We start from the raw sequence: 15068 nt of genomic DNA on the forward strand, positions 1-15068 counted from the left end.
GGCTCGATATTCTCTTGTAAAGCATTTATTCTATAAAAAAGTTTGTTTGCTAAAAAAAACAACAATTTGACATTTATTTAAACGAATTTAGTAGTTGTAGATTTTAAGGAATACTTTGTGAATGTAGAAAAACGTTGTCGTTGCCCATGGTTAGATACGTCGAAAGCAGATTATGTTGCTTATCATGATGATGAATGGGGAGTACCCGTTTACGACGATCAAAAATTATTTGAATATTTAACCTTGGAATCTGCACAGGCCGGCTTAAGTTGGTACACCATATTAAAGCGTCGTGAAGGTTATCGGGCTGCTTTTGCAAATTTTGATGTTAATAAAGTTGCTCTTTTTACAGAGGAAAAGGTTGAAGAGTTATTATTGAATACTGGCATTATTCGTCACAGGGGAAAAATTACTGCTGCGATTAATAATGCAAAGCTATTTATCGCCATTCAAAAAGAACATGGTAGCTTTAGTAATTATATGTGGAGCTTTGTAAATAATAAAACAATAGTTAATAACTGGAAAAAGCTTGAAGACTACCCTGCTACTTCAAAAGAGTCTGATGCTTGGAGTAAAGATTTAAAGAAAAGAGGTTTTAAATTTGTTGGCTCTACTATTTGTTATGCCCACATGCAGGCTTGCGGCATGGTGAATGATCATAGCCATGATTGTTACAAACGCTCACAAATTATTGATGAATTTCAACAAGGTTAAAGATAGTAATTAAAAAAATAGCGTGCCATAATATGTCATTGTGGTTTATGATTAATTGTCGTTTGTGATCTTTATCATTTGGTGAATGTTTAATTTGCCCTTGAACTTTTCACATTTGACCACATCTAAAAAATATAAATAGCATACTTAGAGGAAATTTTATGCAATCAAATATTAGTTTAAATGCTAGTAGAAGTTCAGCAATTGAGATTAACAAGGTATTGAAAAATACTTATATGTTACTTTCAATGACTTTGGCGTTTAGTGCCGTAACGGCTGGTATTTCTATGGCGATGGGCTTGTCTCATATGGCAGCCTTAGTGATGACCTTAGTTTCATTCGGTTTATTATTTGTTGTTAATAAAAATGCCGATAAAGCGAGTGGTATTTTTTGGATTTTTGCTTTTACTGGTTTAATGGGCGCATCGTTAGGTCCAATGCTTAATTACTATGCAGCAATGCCAAATGGCGGCTCATTAATTATGCAAGCATTAGGTGGCACAGCGTTAATTTTCTTCGCACTGTCTGGCTACGCATTAACAAGCAAAAAAGACTTCTCATTTATGGGTGGTTTTTTAATGGTAGGCTTAATCGTTGCTGTTATTGCAATGATCGCGAACTTCTTTTTCCAAATCCCTGCCCTTTCATTAGCAATTAGTGCTGCAATTATTATGATCATGTCAGGTTTGATCTTATTTGATACTAGCCGCATTATTCACGGTGGTGAAACTAACTATATTCGTGCAACCGTTTCTTTATATTTGAACGTTTACAATATTTTCGTTCACTTATTAAGCCTACTTGGTGTTATGGGCGGCGATGACTAATTAACAATTAAAAATCATTAAAATGTGATTCGTAATTGTTTATACTGTACGTATAAAGAAAAAGCCTCAATATTGAGGCTTTTTTATTAGCTCATTTTTAGTCAGGCTTATATTAAAAATAAAATATTATGCAGAATCTAGAAAATACTTTAGCCCTAGTAGTCACTAGCCCGCCAAATAGCAACTTAACCACCAGTGCTATTGAATTAGTGAAAGCCGCTATTAACAAAGGCACTAGAATTATTGGCGTATTTTTTTATCAAGATGGCGTATTAAATGCTGCTAAACATTTAGCTATTCCAAATGATGAATATCAAACACTTAAACAATGGCAGCAACTTAATAGCAACAACAGCATACCATTATATTTATGTATCACCGCTGCTGAAAAGCGCGGATTAAGTGATGATATAACAAGTAATGAGCAAACAAATATCGACCAAGCATTTACTGTTGCGGGCCTTGGTGAGTTAGTAGAGCTAACAAGTAAAGCTAAACGTGTGGTGCAATTATAATGTTTGATGTAAATTCACCAAAATCCATTGCCATTGTGAATACACATGCGCCATTTTCAACGGCAACTGGTAAAGAAGCACTTGATGCTGCATTAATTTTTGGCTCATATGAGCAGGCTATTTCATTATTTTTTATGTCTGATGGTGTATTTCAGGTGATCGGGGATCAAAATCCAGCAGCTATTACCACTAAAGATTATTTAAAAACTTTTGCTGCACTGGAGTTTTACGATATCGAAAAAATTTATGTCTGTAAGCAGTCGTTAATTGAACGTAACTTAGATGAGAATTTCCATATTGATAGTGTGCAGGTACTAGATGTTGATGAATTTAGCCTGTGCCTACACCAGCACAGTGTTATTTATAGGTTTTAGTGATGACAATGCTACATATTATTAGAAATTCAGGCTTTAACTCTAATGCGTTAACACAATGCTTAGGGCTGGTTGCAAACAACGACAGTATCCTTTTAATGGATGATGGTTGCTATAATTTGCAACACCCATTGTTACTTAAGTTACTAGAATCAAATTCAACGCAAGCTAGCATTAACGTATACTTTATTGATAGTCACGCACATGCACGCGCGCAAAGCTTTAACAGCATGTGCAAAGCTATTACCTTAACAAATATGCTTGATCTTATTTTTACACACAACAATTCAATTACTTGGTCATGACTATAAATTACAACAACAAAACTTTAGCAACAGACAAGCAAGGTTATTTACTTGATTTTAATGAATGGAATGAAGAAGTCGCCGTTTTAATCGCAAAAACTGACGATATAGAGCTTTCAGAAGAACATTGGGAAGTTATTCGTTTTGTTAGGAAATTCTACTTAACTTACAATACCTCCCCTGCAATTCGCGCCCTGACTAAAGCAATGAAAGCAGAGTTTGGTGAAGAAAAAGCCAGCAGCCGTTATTTATACCGGTTATTTAAAGAAGGCCCTGCTAAGCAAGCAACTAAATACGCAGGTTTGCCAAAACCTGCTCGTTGCATTTAACTTCAAATTTATCTAGCAAATAGCGCGCTACTATACCTTAATACTAACATTGTGACCGCTATTGCCAACTGCCAGCAAGCTTGCGTTATCAACTGACGCTGAGGCAATTAAATCAATAGCCATTTGCCCTTCTAATTCTGTTTGTGATAACGCTAGTTTTGCAGTTTTCGCTTCTAATAATGTTTCTGTGGTCATCGATACGGCATTGCTACCATTGACTTCAATCGACATAATTTACCTTAATTAAATAATGGCTTTCTATTCTTTAGTCTATATCGGCTTATAGCTAAATAACTTAACACTTATGTTTGAAAAATTTACCATTTATAAAAAATAAAAAGCGCTTATCTCAACGATAAACGCTTCTTAATAACTGCTTTTTATCGCTAGATAAAACTAGCATTAAAAGGCTCTACTGTAATGGTAATGTTGGTACTTGAATACCAGCCATTTCTAACATAACACGAACAACCTGACAGCTATAACCAAACTCATTGTCATACCAAACGTAAAGTACAGCGCGGTCACCATCTACGATTGTAGCTTGAGAGTCAACAACACCAGCATAACGTGAACCAACTAAATCAGTTGAAACAATTTCTGTAGACGCTGTGTAATCAACTTGGTTTTGAAGCTTAGAGTTCAAAGAAATGTTACGTAAGTAATCATTTAATGCGCCTTTGTCAGTCTCTTTTTTCAAGTTCAAGTTCATTATTGCCATTGAAACGTTCGGCGTAGGAACGCGAATCGCATTACCTGTTAATAAACCTTTCAATTCTGGCAATGCTTTCGCTACCGCTTTTGCCGCACCAGTAGTACTAATTACCATGTTTAATGGCGCACTACGACCACGACGAGGTGCTGGGTGGTAATTATCAATTAAGTTTTGATCGTTAGTGTATGAGTGAACAGTTTCAACATGGCCGTTGCGAATACCAAACTCATCGTTTAGTGCTTTCAATACTGGTGTAATCGCGTTTGTTGTACAACTTGCTGCAGAAACAATTTTGTCTTCTGCTAAAATCATATCTTCGTTTACACCGTAAACGATGTTCTTAATATCGCCTTTAGCTGGCGCTGTTAATAATACTTTTGAAACACCAGTTGATTGTAAATGTTGACCTAAACCATCTTCATCACTCCAGATACCTGTGTTATCAACAACTAATGCGTTGTTAATTCCATATGCAGTGTAATCAATTTCTGAAGGAGATTTTGCGTAGATAACTTGAATGAAAGCACCGTTGGCTTTAATTACATTGTTTTCTTCATCAATAGTGATACTACCGTTGAAAGCACCATGAACTGAATCACGACGAAGTAAACTAGCACGTTTAGCTAAATCACCATCTTTACCTGGGCGAATAACAATAGCGCGTAAGTTTAACTTAGAACTAGGACCTGCACGTTCAATTAGTAAACGAGCTAATAAGCGACCAATACGACCAAAGCCGTAAAGCACAACGTCTTTAGCTTCTTGAGCATCAGTATCTTTTGAAATAGTGTTTAATTCTTTTTCTAAAAATTGTTCAATTGAAAGGCCGTTTGCTTCGCCTTTAAATAAATAACGGTAAGCTAGTTTACCAACATCAATTCGCGCAGGCGCTAGTGACATCTTAGCTAATGCTTGAACAAACGGAAAGCTTTCACGTAAGCGTAATTTATTTTCTTCGTGTAAAGCTACTGATTTATGTGCTTTAATAATATCGATTGCAGACGCATTTACTAATGGGCGACCATATACAGAAATTTCGATGCCGTTATTTCTAAATAGCTGTCCGATGATTGGCTGCATATTTTCAGCGAATGTTTGACGTTCTTGCCAGCTAGTTTGATATTGTTCCTCAAGATGAGAAGTCATTGCGTAAACCTTTTATTTCAGTCAATTGAACGATGGGTTATTATTAATTAAAGGATATAATTACTAATAACTAAATGCGGCGCACATTGTAATCCAACATGAAATATTTCGCCACCAGTTACAAAAGTTTTTCAGGGATAAAGTAGAGAAAAAGATGAAATATTATAAATTAATATCCATTTTACCTATTTTCACATTAATGGCATGTGAACAGGGACCTAATTTTGCGGAGCTTTGCGACAAACACGTAGAAATCTGTGAAGAGTTTCAAGAAGACACTTGGTGTAAGCGAGAGCGTATTGCTGTTGGTTTTGCCAACTTAGATCATAAGCTTACAGCCAACGACGATAATAAGTATCAACAGTTAATTGCTTACGAAGGTTATGAGAAATGCATGTCACATGCCTCTAAAATCGAACATATAAAACTTAAAGTCAAAAAAACTATTCGTGTCAATAATGTATTAAAGGCGCGGGACAAAATTAAAGAGATTGCATCTGTTACTCTTAATTCCGAACACCCTGATCTACTTTTCTTTCACTGGTCACGTTATTTAAATGAACAGTCGTTGAAAAAATTTATAGCATTAGAAGGTACGAAAATACTAGAACGCCCAAATAGACAAGTTAACCTAGCCAGCTATTACGCAAAAAGAGACCCTAACAAGACCTTAAACTTACTTTATCATGCGTTAGAATTATCTCCCGCTGACAGTATGATAGATACCGAAATATTTAAGTCGATAGCCAGTATTTTTGCCGAGAAAAAAGAATATAAACAAGTATATATTTGGTCAAAAATGTTACGATTGTATGCGCCGGAAGATGAAAGCATTACTGATAACACGTTAAATGTTTATATAAGTAGACATCAGCTAAATGGCGAATTTTTAGATAGAGTCGCAACTAGTACTTTAGATAAAATTAATAGTGGTAAGTTTAAGTCGCCTCATATTTAATTGTTCTATTAAAGTAAAAGCAGATTTTTTAAATTTAATTTCCGAAATAAAAAAGACAGCTTACGCTGTCTTTTTTATATTAATTACGCTTGATTATCAAATAGTTACTAGCTAATTTCGTTGATATCACGATCCTTGCTTGACCAAGCAACGTGATACTTTTTACCTACAGGTTTATCAACACGTTCAAAAGTGTGTGCGCCAAAAAAGTCACGCTGACCTTGAAGCAGGTTTGCTGGTAATACGGCGCATCGCATCGAGTCGTAATATGATAAAGCCGATGATATAGCACCTGTAGGAATGCCCATCAATGCCGAATTCGCTACAGCCTTACGCCAGTTTTGTTGATGTTTACATAACTGCTGTGCAAAAAAGTCATCGAGCAATAAGTTATCAAGTTCAGGATTACGTTCAAATGCTTGGGTAATTGATTGTAAAAATACTGCTCGAATAATACAGCCAGCACGCCATATTTTTGCAATGCTAGCAAAGTCTAATTGCCAATTATGTTCTTTTTCTGCCAACTTCATTAACTGGAAGCCTTGAGCATATGCACATATTTTTGCGCAGTAAATAGCATCTTGAAGTTGTTCAATAAAATCTACTTTTTCTTGCTCACTGAAAGCTTGTGCTGCTGGTCCAGTTAATACCGTAGAAGCGTGAACTCGAAGATCTTTAAAAGATGAAATTGAACGAGCATATACAGCTTGCGCAATTGTTGGCGCAGGAGTGCCAAGTTCTAGACTACTCATCGCCGTCCACAAACCGGTACCCTTTTGCCCGGCTTTATCTAAAATCAAATCTACTAATGGTGTTTTCCCTTCACCGACATGATGGCGTAATACCTCAACAGAAATTTCCATTAAGTAACTATCAAGTGGACCATTGTTCCATTGTTCAAAAATATCAGCAATTTCATTACTTGATAAGCCTAAACCATCACGCAACATTTGATACGCTTCACATATAATTTGCATATCAGCATATTCAATACCGTTATGTACCATTTTAACGTAGTGCCCTGCTCCTGCTGGGCCAATATAAGCAGCACATGGTTCGCCACTAGTCACTACTTCACCAGGCTTAGTACGCTCGATTGGTTTACCCGTTTCACCATCAACTTTCGCCGCAATGGCTTGCCAAATAGGCTTTATTCTAGTCCACGCATAAGGAGAGCCACTAGGCATTAATGCTGGGCCGAATCTTGCTCCTACTTCGCCACCTGAAACCGCTGAAGAAAATAGAATAAAGTTATTTTTATATTTTTTCTCTCGCGCAACCGTATCAACCCATAAACTGTTACCGGTATCAATCACAATATCGTCTGGTTGAATACCAGCGCCAATAAGGTTTTCACATACTTGATCAACAGGTGCACCGGCTGGTACTGATAAAACAATTAAATGTGGTGGTTTTAGGCAAGATAATAATTCAGTATAAGACGAACAACCAAAAACACGTGCTTCCGCTAAACCACTTTCAGCTTGATCTTGAGCAATAGCATCTTCAACTTTTGCATTATCAAGATCGAAAGCTGCAATGCTAAAACCGTTATCAGCTAAATTCAGTACTAAATTTTTGCCCATGACACCTAAGCCAATAAAGCCAATGTCACATAATTTGTTGTTTTGTGTCATAAAAATTCCACATTTAATAGAGGTGAAGTAAATTTATTCAACTTAAAAGTAAAGTGAATATTGCATAATTAAAAGTTCACGATATTGGTATTGTATACCACCTAGCTTAATAAGGCGGTATTTTAGTAACAATACGCAATAAAACAAGTGTTAAATCAATATTTATTCGTCTGTGTCGATTTATTACTTGTAATTTTTAAAAAATGATGTAATTTTACTACATAAATTTATTTGAGATTTGATTATGACAATTAGAGTAGGAATTAATGGTTTTGGTCGCATCGGCCGATTCGTATTTAGAGAAGCATTTGCACGTGCTGATGTTGAAGTCGTCGCAATTAATGACCTGATCGATGTAGATTATATTGCTTACATGCTTAAATATGACTCAACTCATGGCCGCTTTGATGGCTCAGTTGAGGTGTCAGACGGACATTTAGTTGTTAATGGCAAGCATGTACGAGTAACAGCTGAACGTGACCCATTAAATTTAAAATGGAATGAAGTAGAGGTTGACGTAGTTGTGGAGTCAACGGGGCTATTCTTAACCGATGAAACTGCGCGTAAACACATTAGCGCTGGCGCAAAAAAAGTTGTACTTTCTGCGCCGTCAAAAGACCAAACGCCAATGTTTGTTATGGGCGTAAACCATACTGAATACGCGGGACAAGACATTGTGTCAAATGCCTCTTGTACTACTAACTGTTTAGCACCTGTCGCGAAAGTTTTAAATGATAACTGGGGCATTAAAGATGGTTTAATGACGACTGTACATGCAACAACAGCAACCCAGAAAACAGTAGATAGCCCATCAGCTAAAGATTGGCGTGGTGGCCGAGGTGCAGGTCAAAATATAATACCTTCATCAACAGGCGCTGCTAAAGCTGTAGGTAAAGTTATCCCTGCGCTTAACGGTAAATTAACGGGCATGGCGTTTCGAGTACCAACACCTAATGTATCAGTGGTTGATTTAACCGTTAATTTAGAAAAACCAGCAAGTTATCAAGATATTTGTGATGCGATGAAAAAGGCTGCTCAAGGTGAATTAAATGGTATTTTAGGTTATACCGAAGATGCCGTTGTTTCTAACGACTTTATTGGTGAGCGTTGTACATCAGTATTTGACGCAACAGCTGGTATCGCTCTTACAGACTCTTTTGTAAAAGTTGTATCCTGGTATGACAATGAAATTGGTTACTCTAACAAAATATTGGATCTAGCGAGTTACATTTCAACTCAGTAAATTGTGCATTAGTAACTCTAAAGCAATTTGATATTAGCCAGATTCATTTCTGGCTTTTTTATGCCTGATTGGCTTATAACGCTAGGTTTTCACAATTATTATGCTTAAAAATAAGATGATAATCTAAGTTAATGCGGAAAACTGACCTGCTTTGTTATCAATATTTATGGTCGAATTGTAATAGTTGATGATTTTATGAAAGAAAGCTACATAGAGTTAACTAAATAAACGCCCATATTCATGCGTTTATTACAATAAGTACTCATTATCCATAGAATAATAAGTATAAAAAAATCAGGCCATAGCCTGATTTCTATTATAATATTGTAATAATAACCATTATTTATTGTTCATGTACTTTGCTACTAGCCTACATGCGTTAATACTTGCTTTGCTAAGCGGGTAATTTCCTGCCAATTTTGATTATTAACAATCTCGTCTGATACTAACCAAGAGCCTCCACAACAAGCAACGTTAGGTAGTGCTAAATAGTCTCGAACATTGTTTAAATTAATGCCGCCAGTAGGACAAAACTTAATATCTGGAAATGGCCCACCAATTGATTGAATGGCTTTAACACCACCTGATGCTTCCGCCGGAAAAAATTTCAAATGATCATAGCCAGAATCAATACCATCCATTAACTCTGAAATTGAAGAAATACCTGGGATCAAGGCGGTATCTCCCTCTTTTCCTGCTTGTAATAAGTCTTGCGTCAAACCTGGACTAATGGCAAATTTTGCCCCTGCATCTGAAGAACGTTGCAATAATTCTCTATTGGTAACTGTTCCTGCACCAACTACAGCCTCAGGTAAGTGCTTAGCAATAGTACTGATCACGTCAAGTGCTGCTGGGGTACGTAAAGTAACTTCTAATACTTTTATGTCTGCTGCTAATAGAGCTTCCGCAATGGGTAAAGCGTCTTTAACATCCTTAATCACTAACACAGGTACAATCGGTCCCATGGCAAATAGATCACTTGGCTGTACTTGCCAATTATTTGATAACGTCATAATTCCTCTTAATACTCTTAGTGCTTTTCAACTGAAGTGAATTGTTTTAAATACGCAGCTGCGCCGATCAAACCTGGTTGCTCTTCGGTAACAACAAATGTTGCCATTGGTTGATTAAATACAGACATACGACCTTTTGCTTCAAATCTTGTTCTAAAGTCGCTACTTTTGAAATAATCAATAAAGCGCGGAACAATACCGCCTGCAATATAAACACCACCAAAGCTACCTAACGTTAATGCTAGATTTCCTGCAAAACTGCCAAGCACACGACAAAACTGTGCTAAAGCTTCCTCACATAAGTCACAGTTATTTGCTAGTGCGTTTGTTGTGATTTCTTTGGCAGATAACTCTAAAGCGGAACCTTCTTTTATAAAACTTAGTGCTTGATAAATTTGTTCTAACCCTAAGCCTGAAAGTAATTGCTCATAAGATACCCGCGCATACTTGGTTTGTAAGAAATTTAAAATTTCAATCTCTTGCTGGTCAACAGGAGCAAAATCAACATGGCCACCTTCACCACTTAAACTCAACCAACCATCATTTATCGAAACTAAATTCGCGACCCCTAAGCCGGTACCTGCTCCACAAATTGAAATAGGTTTATTTGGAATGATTTCTCCATGACCTATCTGTACTTTTTGCTGTGCAGATAACTTTGGTATAGCGTGCGCTATTGCGGTAAAGTCATTAATTAAAACTAACTCACTTAATTTTAATTCTGCTTTTAGTGCTTGTTGAGAAAATTGCCATGGTAAATTAGTCATAACAATTAAGTCTTTTTCAACAGGACAAGCAATTGCTAAACAAGCACTTATCTCTTTGTCACGCAATTGATGACATTCTATAAAATTCGTTAATACTTCAGCTAAACCAGCGTAATCGGCACAAGCGTAAATTTTAATGCCGGATATTTCACCGCTATTTTCAGCAATTGCAACCCGCATATTCGTGCCGCCGATATCGGCAATAACGCTAACCTTATTACTCAACATCACTACACCTCACCTTCTAAACCATCATCAAACAATGAACAAGCGCCGGTTTCTGCGGAACTTAAATTACGACGCATAAAGCCAAATAACTCTCGCCCCATACCTTGGTGATGGCCATTGACGTTAAATTTCGCATTTTCACGTGCTGCTAAGGTGTTTTCTTCTACTAATAATTTCAACTCGCCACTTTCACCATCGACAAGTACCATATCGCCAGTTTTAATTTTGGCAATTAAACCGCCATCAAGCGCCTCTGGGCATAAATGTATTGCTGCAGGTACTTTACCTGAAGCTCCTGACATTCGACCATCTGTTACCAATGCAACTTTAAAACCTTTATCTTGTAACACGCCTAACGGCGGAGTTAATTTGTGCAATTCAGGCATACCGCGGGCTTTTGGCCCTTGAAAGCGCACAACAGCAACAAAATCCTTCTCTAACTCGCCAGCGTGAAATGCCGCCTCTAGTTCGTGTTGATCTTCAAATACAACCGCTGGCGCTTTAATAACAAAGCTACCCTCACGTAATGATGATGTTTTCAATACAGAAGTACCTAAATTACCCTTTAGTACTTTTAAACCGCCATCAGATTTAAATGGTGCAGTCGCTGTCGCAATAACTTCTGGATCACCCGATGTAGTCGCACCATCAACCCATTTTAACTGACCATTTTCAAGCACAGGCTGTTGAGTATAGCGACGTAAACCTCGGCCACAAATAGTGTCAACGTCTTCATGTACCAAGCCTGCGTCTATTAATTCTTTAAACAATAATGCCATCCCACCTGCTTGCTGGAAGTGATTGATATCGGCGTGACCATTAGGATAAATACGCGTTAACAGCGGTACTGCGTTTGACAGATCGTTAAAGTCTTGGAAATTAATAATAATGCCTGCAGCTTTTGCAAAGGCAATAATGTGCATTGTTAAATTCGTTGAGCCACCTGTTGCCAGCAAGGCTACAATAGCGTTAACAATAGAACGTTCATCAACCATTTTACCAACCGGCATATAATTACCAGATTGTTGGGTTAATCGAGTGACTTGACGTGCAGCTGCTTTAGTTAACTCTTCACGTAGCGGTGTATTAGGCGCAACAAATGAGGCTCCAGGTAAGTGCAGCCCCATCACTTCAACAACTAATTGATTAGAGTTTGCCGTACCAAAAAAGGTACAAGTACCGGCGCTGTGATAAGAAGCAGATTCTGCTTCAAGCAATTTATCTTCACCAATTTCACCTTTGGCAAATTGCTGACGAATACGAGCCTTTTCTTTATTTGGTATACCTGATGGCATAGGACCTGCTGGCACAAATACCGTAGGTAAATGCCCAAAAGTCATGCTAGCAATCATTAGGCCCGGAACAATTTTGTCACAAATACCTAACATCAATGCACCGTCAAACATATTGTGTGATAAGCCAACCGCACTTGCCATCGCAATAACATCACGGCTCATTAAACTTAAATCCATACCCGGCTGACCTTGCGTTACACCGTCACACATTGCTGGTACACCACCGGCAAATTGTGCTACACCACCGGTTTCTTTTACAGCAGCTTTAATAATATCTGGGTAGGTTTGATATGGTTGATGAGCGGATAACATATCATTGTATGCCGAGACAATGGCGACATCAGAGTGATTCACACCACGTAATGTTGCTTTATCTTCTTTACCACAAGCAGCAAAACCATGGGCTAAATTACCACATGATAAACTCGCGCGATGCACTGTCGTTGACTTAGCGGCTGAAATTTTATCTAAATAAGCCTTGCGACTGCCTTTACTGCGTTCAATGATCCGCTGCGTGATATCTACTATTTCTTGTTTCATAATTTACTCGGCCCAATAAACTTGTGTGTTAACATTTTCAGCGTGTAGAAATGCTCTAATTGGCATCTCTTTGATATTTTTCCCAGCAATCGCTTGGCTTAATACTTGCTTTTTATTGCTGCCGCTGATGTGTAATATGGTATTTTTGCTTTGCTTTAATGCCGCATAACTAAAGGTAATGCGTTGATGCGGTGCTGTTTTTGGTACCACCTTTAGTAACGCTTTGCTATCTAACGCTAAGCATTGCTCTAGTTCGTCACTGCATGGAAATAAAGATGCAGTATGACCATCTTCACCCATTCCTAAAATCAGCACATCAAGTGGTAATAACTGCTGCTTTGCGGCAACATTTAAATCATCTAATGTTTCTTTCGATAACGATTCACCTTGCTTTAAATGAAAAAATTTTGCTTTTAGTGCTTCATTTTGTAATAGGTTTTCGTGCACTAGTTTGGTATTACTGTCACTGGCATCTATATCAACCCAGCGTTCATCAGCAAGTGTTACTGTGATCAAATGCCAAGGTAGTACTTTCTTTGACAAAGCGGTAAAAAAACCTTTTGGCGTTGAGCCACCTGAAACAGCTAGGCTCGCTTTACCTTTTTCCTTTATCGCTAAGCTAAGCAACTTAGCAACGTTATTTGCTAATGTTTCATCAAGCAATTTGCGCTGTTCGAAGTCATTAATTTGATACATTATTCTACCCATTGGCGATCATCTCGCGCGATTAAAGAAATTGACGCTACTGGCCCCCAAGAGCCTGCGGCATATGGCTTAGGCGTCTCATTTGTCGATTGCCATGCAGCAATAATGCTGTCTGCCCATTGCCAAGCCGCTTCAACTTCGTCACGACGAACAAACAATGATTGGTTACCATTAATAACTTCTAGGATTAAACGTTCATACGCATCAACTACACGTTGATTGTCATAAGCTTTAGAGAAACTCAAATCGAGCTTGTTTTCATGAATCTGCATTTGTGAGGCGATGCCAGGAATCTTATTCATCATTTCTAACTCAACCCCTTCGTCAGGCTGTAGACGAATGGTGAGTTTATTTGATGGTAAGTCGGCATAACTTTCGCTGAAAATATTATGCGGTTGCTGCTTAAAGTGAACTACAATTTCACTGTGTTTTTTCGGCATACGCTTACCTGTACGCAAATAAAATGGCACGCCTGCCCAACGCCAGTTATCTATTTCTGCTTTTATTGCCACAAAGGTTTCCGTACCACTGTTTTCGTTAGCGCCTTCCTCATTGGTATAACCGGGGACAGCAACACCGTTAAGGTAACCGTCGGCATATTGGCCACGAACGGTTTTTTCTTTAACATTTTGTCGCGTAATTGGCTTTAAGGCCTTAATAACCTTTAATTTTTCATCACGAACACTATCAGCACTTAAATCGGCTGGCGGCTCCATTGCCAACAGCGATAATATTTGTAATAAATGGTTTTGTACCATATCGCGCATTTGGCCAGCTTCATCATAAAAGCCCCAGCGCCCCTCTATACCAACACTTTCAGCAACAGTAATTTGCACGTGGTCAATACAATTTCGATCCCAATTATTCGTAAACAGTGAATTGGCAAAGCGTAATACTAATAAATTAAGTACGGTTTCTTTACCTAAGTAGTGGTCAATACGGTAAATTTGATTTTCATTAAAATAACGAGAAACTTGATCATTAATTACTTTAGAGGATTCTAAACAGTGCCCAATCGGCTTTTCCATAACGACACGATCGTTATCTTTTATTAGTTTGGCTGATTTTAAGCCTTCGCTTATGTCACCATAAATTGCTGGTGGCGTAGAAAAGTAATAAACACAAGGGCTTTGCGAGGAATTTAATGTGTCTGCTAATGCGGCGTATGCTTCAGTGTCTTTAAAGTCGAGTTGTTGATATACCAATCGTCCTAAAAACTTAGTTACTACGTCTGCATTTAACGATTCAGAAATAAAGCTATTTAACCCCTCATTAATCTGTTCGGTAAATTGCGCTAAGGTAATATCGTTTCGTGCTACACCAACTATGCGCGTTTTGCTGCCTAATAAGCCCGCTAACTCTAACTGGTATAATGAAGGCAATAGTTTACGGCGAGATAAATCACCTAGGGCACCAAAAATAACAATTTCACTGGCTGCTTGGCAATCGATGTTATTCATATGTTATCTACTCAATTATTTTTTACTTAGTTTCATTGTAACTAAACTACATTTAAAGCTAATTTATCTGCTATAGCATCATCAGTAAAGTATTTTCTGTAATATTACTACATATTTTGCAATTTATTTAATATTAACTGCTACAAGGCAAGTTTATTACAAAAAAGCATTAAAGATTTGCAAATTTCTGCCCTTTTGTTTTATATTAGCGTAAAATATGAAATAAATTTTCATAAATCCTGTTTTTTTTGCGAAAATAAATTACAGCAATGTTTTATTTGGCTGCAATAAAGGTCA

General features: G+C 37.5%; 16 protein-coding genes. 8 read left to right on the top strand and 8 right to left on the bottom strand.

What is annotated here, in order from left to right; translation table 11 throughout:
• Positions 1-117 precede the first annotated feature (117 nt).
• The 6 genes from AC27E9_RS18430 (at position 118) to AC27E9_RS18455 (ending at position 3064) form a co-directional block, all read left to right on the top strand.
• A complete protein-coding gene (locus tag AC27E9_RS18430) occupies positions 118-714 on the top strand; it encodes a DNA-3-methyladenine glycosylase I (protein ID WP_487132755.1) in 597 nt (198 codons plus the stop codon).
• Between the two features lie 161 nt (positions 715-875).
• Positions 876-1541 carry a Bax inhibitor-1/YccA family protein gene (locus tag AC27E9_RS18435; RefSeq protein ID WP_487132757.1) on the top strand — a complete coding sequence of 222 codons (666 nt, stop codon included), beginning with the start codon at positions 876-878 and terminating at the stop codon, positions 1539-1541.
• Positions 1542-1669: 128 nt separating this feature from the next.
• Positions 1670-2056 carry a sulfurtransferase complex subunit TusD gene (gene tusD / locus AC27E9_RS18440; protein ID WP_487132759.1) on the top strand — a complete coding sequence of 129 codons (387 nt, stop codon included), beginning with the start codon at positions 1670-1672 and terminating at the stop codon, positions 2054-2056.
• Positions 2056-2430 carry a sulfurtransferase complex subunit TusC gene (tusC, locus tag AC27E9_RS18445; RefSeq protein ID WP_487132761.1) on the top strand — a complete coding sequence of 125 codons (375 nt, stop codon included), beginning with the start codon at positions 2056-2058 and terminating at the stop codon, positions 2428-2430. Before tusD ends, tusC begins: the two co-directional genes overlap by 1 nt.
• A 2-nt stretch (positions 2431-2432) precedes the next feature.
• On the top strand, positions 2433-2735 hold the full coding sequence (gene tusB, locus AC27E9_RS18450; RefSeq protein WP_487132763.1) for a sulfurtransferase complex subunit TusB: 303 nt from the start codon (positions 2433-2435) through the stop codon (positions 2733-2735).
• Positions 2732-3064 carry a TusE/DsrC/DsvC family sulfur relay protein gene (locus tag AC27E9_RS18455; protein ID WP_487132765.1) on the top strand — a complete coding sequence of 111 codons (333 nt, stop codon included), beginning with the start codon at positions 2732-2734 and terminating at the stop codon, positions 3062-3064. The genes tusB and AC27E9_RS18455 overlap by 4 nt, the downstream gene beginning before the upstream one ends.
• 30 nt (positions 3065-3094) lie before the next feature.
• Here the strand turns inward: AC27E9_RS18455 and AC27E9_RS18460 are convergent, their stop codons facing one another.
• Complete coding sequence (locus AC27E9_RS18460; protein ID WP_487132766.1) at positions 3095-3295, bottom strand: hypothetical protein; 201 nt, start codon at positions 3293-3295, stop codon at positions 3095-3097.
• A 181-nt stretch (positions 3296-3476) separates the two neighbouring features.
• Complete coding sequence (locus tag AC27E9_RS18465) at positions 3477-4925, bottom strand: glyceraldehyde-3-phosphate dehydrogenase (RefSeq protein WP_487132768.1); 1449 nt, start codon at positions 4923-4925, stop codon at positions 3477-3479.
• Positions 4926-5079: 154 nt separating this feature from the next.
• Here AC27E9_RS18465 and AC27E9_RS18470 point away from each other — a divergent pair, with 154 nt between their 5' ends.
• Complete coding sequence (locus AC27E9_RS18470) at positions 5080-5883, top strand: DUF2989 domain-containing protein (protein WP_487132770.1); 804 nt, start codon at positions 5080-5082, stop codon at positions 5881-5883.
• Between the two features lie 107 nt (positions 5884-5990).
• Here the strand turns inward: AC27E9_RS18470 and gndA are convergent, their stop codons facing one another.
• A complete protein-coding gene (gene gndA / locus AC27E9_RS18475; RefSeq protein WP_487132772.1) occupies positions 5991-7520 on the bottom strand; it encodes an NADP-dependent phosphogluconate dehydrogenase in 1530 nt (509 codons plus the stop codon).
• Positions 7521-7764: 244 nt separating this feature from the next.
• Here gndA and gap point away from each other — a divergent pair, with 244 nt between their 5' ends.
• Positions 7765-8763 (top strand): type I glyceraldehyde-3-phosphate dehydrogenase, encoded by a 999-nt coding sequence (gene gap / locus AC27E9_RS18480; RefSeq protein ID WP_487132773.1) that lies wholly within the window; start codon positions 7765-7767, stop codon positions 8761-8763.
• Between the two features lie 365 nt (positions 8764-9128).
• On the opposite strand, the gene AC27E9_RS18485 is transcribed toward gap, so the two are convergent.
• From AC27E9_RS18485 to zwf, 5 genes are read right to left on the bottom strand one after another with little or no spacing between them, the layout of a single operon-like run.
• Entirely contained in the window at positions 9129-9776 is a 648-nt protein-coding gene (locus AC27E9_RS18485; RefSeq protein ID WP_487132775.1) for a bifunctional 4-hydroxy-2-oxoglutarate aldolase/2-dehydro-3-deoxy-phosphogluconate aldolase, read from the bottom strand.
• A 17-nt stretch (positions 9777-9793) separates the two neighbouring features.
• Complete coding sequence (locus tag AC27E9_RS18490; protein WP_487132776.1) at positions 9794-10771, bottom strand: glucokinase; 978 nt, start codon at positions 10769-10771, stop codon at positions 9794-9796.
• Between the two features lie 2 nt (positions 10772-10773).
• Complete coding sequence (gene edd, locus AC27E9_RS18495; protein WP_487132778.1) at positions 10774-12606, bottom strand: phosphogluconate dehydratase; 1833 nt, start codon at positions 12604-12606, stop codon at positions 10774-10776.
• A 3-nt stretch (positions 12607-12609) separates the two neighbouring features.
• Positions 12610-13302 (bottom strand): 6-phosphogluconolactonase, encoded by a 693-nt coding sequence (gene pgl, locus AC27E9_RS18500; protein WP_487132780.1) that lies wholly within the window; start codon positions 13300-13302, stop codon positions 12610-12612.
• Positions 13302-14771, bottom strand: coding sequence for a glucose-6-phosphate dehydrogenase (zwf, locus tag AC27E9_RS18505; RefSeq protein ID WP_487132782.1), 1470 nt, complete (start codon positions 14769-14771; stop codon positions 13302-13304). Before zwf ends, pgl begins: the two co-directional genes overlap by 1 nt.
• Positions 14772-15068: the final 297 nt, after the last annotated feature.

This window comes from Colwellia meonggei, from assembly GCF_057537295.1.

Excerpts from the sequence above, each read along its gene's own strand:
- tusB (WP_487132763.1), top strand. The coding sequence starts at position 2,433 with ATGACAATGCTACATATTATTAGAAATTCAGGCTTTAACTCTAATGCG.
- AC27E9_RS18460 (WP_487132766.1), bottom strand. The coding sequence starts at position 3,295 with ATGTCGATTGAAGTCAATGGTAGCAATGCCGTATCGATGACCACAGAA.
- AC27E9_RS18470 (WP_487132770.1), top strand. The coding sequence starts at position 5,080 with ATGAAATATTATAAATTAATATCCATTTTACCTATTTTCACATTAATG.
- AC27E9_RS18465 (WP_487132768.1), bottom strand. The coding sequence starts at position 4,925 with ATGACTTCTCATCTTGAGGAACAATATCAAACTAGCTGGCAAGAACGT.
- gap (WP_487132773.1), top strand. The coding sequence starts at position 7,765 with ATGACAATTAGAGTAGGAATTAATGGTTTTGGTCGCATCGGCCGATTC.
- AC27E9_RS18490 (WP_487132776.1), bottom strand. The coding sequence starts at position 10,771 with ATGTTGAGTAATAAGGTTAGCGTTATTGCCGATATCGGCGGCACGAAT.
- AC27E9_RS18455 (WP_487132765.1), top strand. The coding sequence starts at position 2,732 with ATGACTATAAATTACAACAACAAAACTTTAGCAACAGACAAGCAAGGT.
- AC27E9_RS18435 (WP_487132757.1), top strand. The coding sequence starts at position 876 with ATGCAATCAAATATTAGTTTAAATGCTAGTAGAAGTTCAGCAATTGAG.
- AC27E9_RS18485 (WP_487132775.1), bottom strand. The coding sequence starts at position 9,776 with ATGACGTTATCAAATAATTGGCAAGTACAGCCAAGTGATCTATTTGCC.
- pgl (WP_487132780.1), bottom strand. The coding sequence starts at position 13,302 with ATGTATCAAATTAATGACTTCGAACAGCGCAAATTGCTTGATGAAACA.
- zwf (WP_487132782.1), bottom strand. The coding sequence starts at position 14,771 with ATGAATAACATCGATTGCCAAGCAGCCAGTGAAATTGTTATTTTTGGT.
- gndA (WP_487132772.1), bottom strand. The coding sequence starts at position 7,520 with ATGACACAAAACAACAAATTATGTGACATTGGCTTTATTGGCTTAGGT.
- edd (WP_487132778.1), bottom strand. The coding sequence starts at position 12,606 with ATGAAACAAGAAATAGTAGATATCACGCAGCGGATCATTGAACGCAGT.
- tusC (WP_487132761.1), top strand. The coding sequence starts at position 2,056 with ATGTTTGATGTAAATTCACCAAAATCCATTGCCATTGTGAATACACAT.
- tusD (WP_487132759.1), top strand. The coding sequence starts at position 1,670 with ATGCAGAATCTAGAAAATACTTTAGCCCTAGTAGTCACTAGCCCGCCA.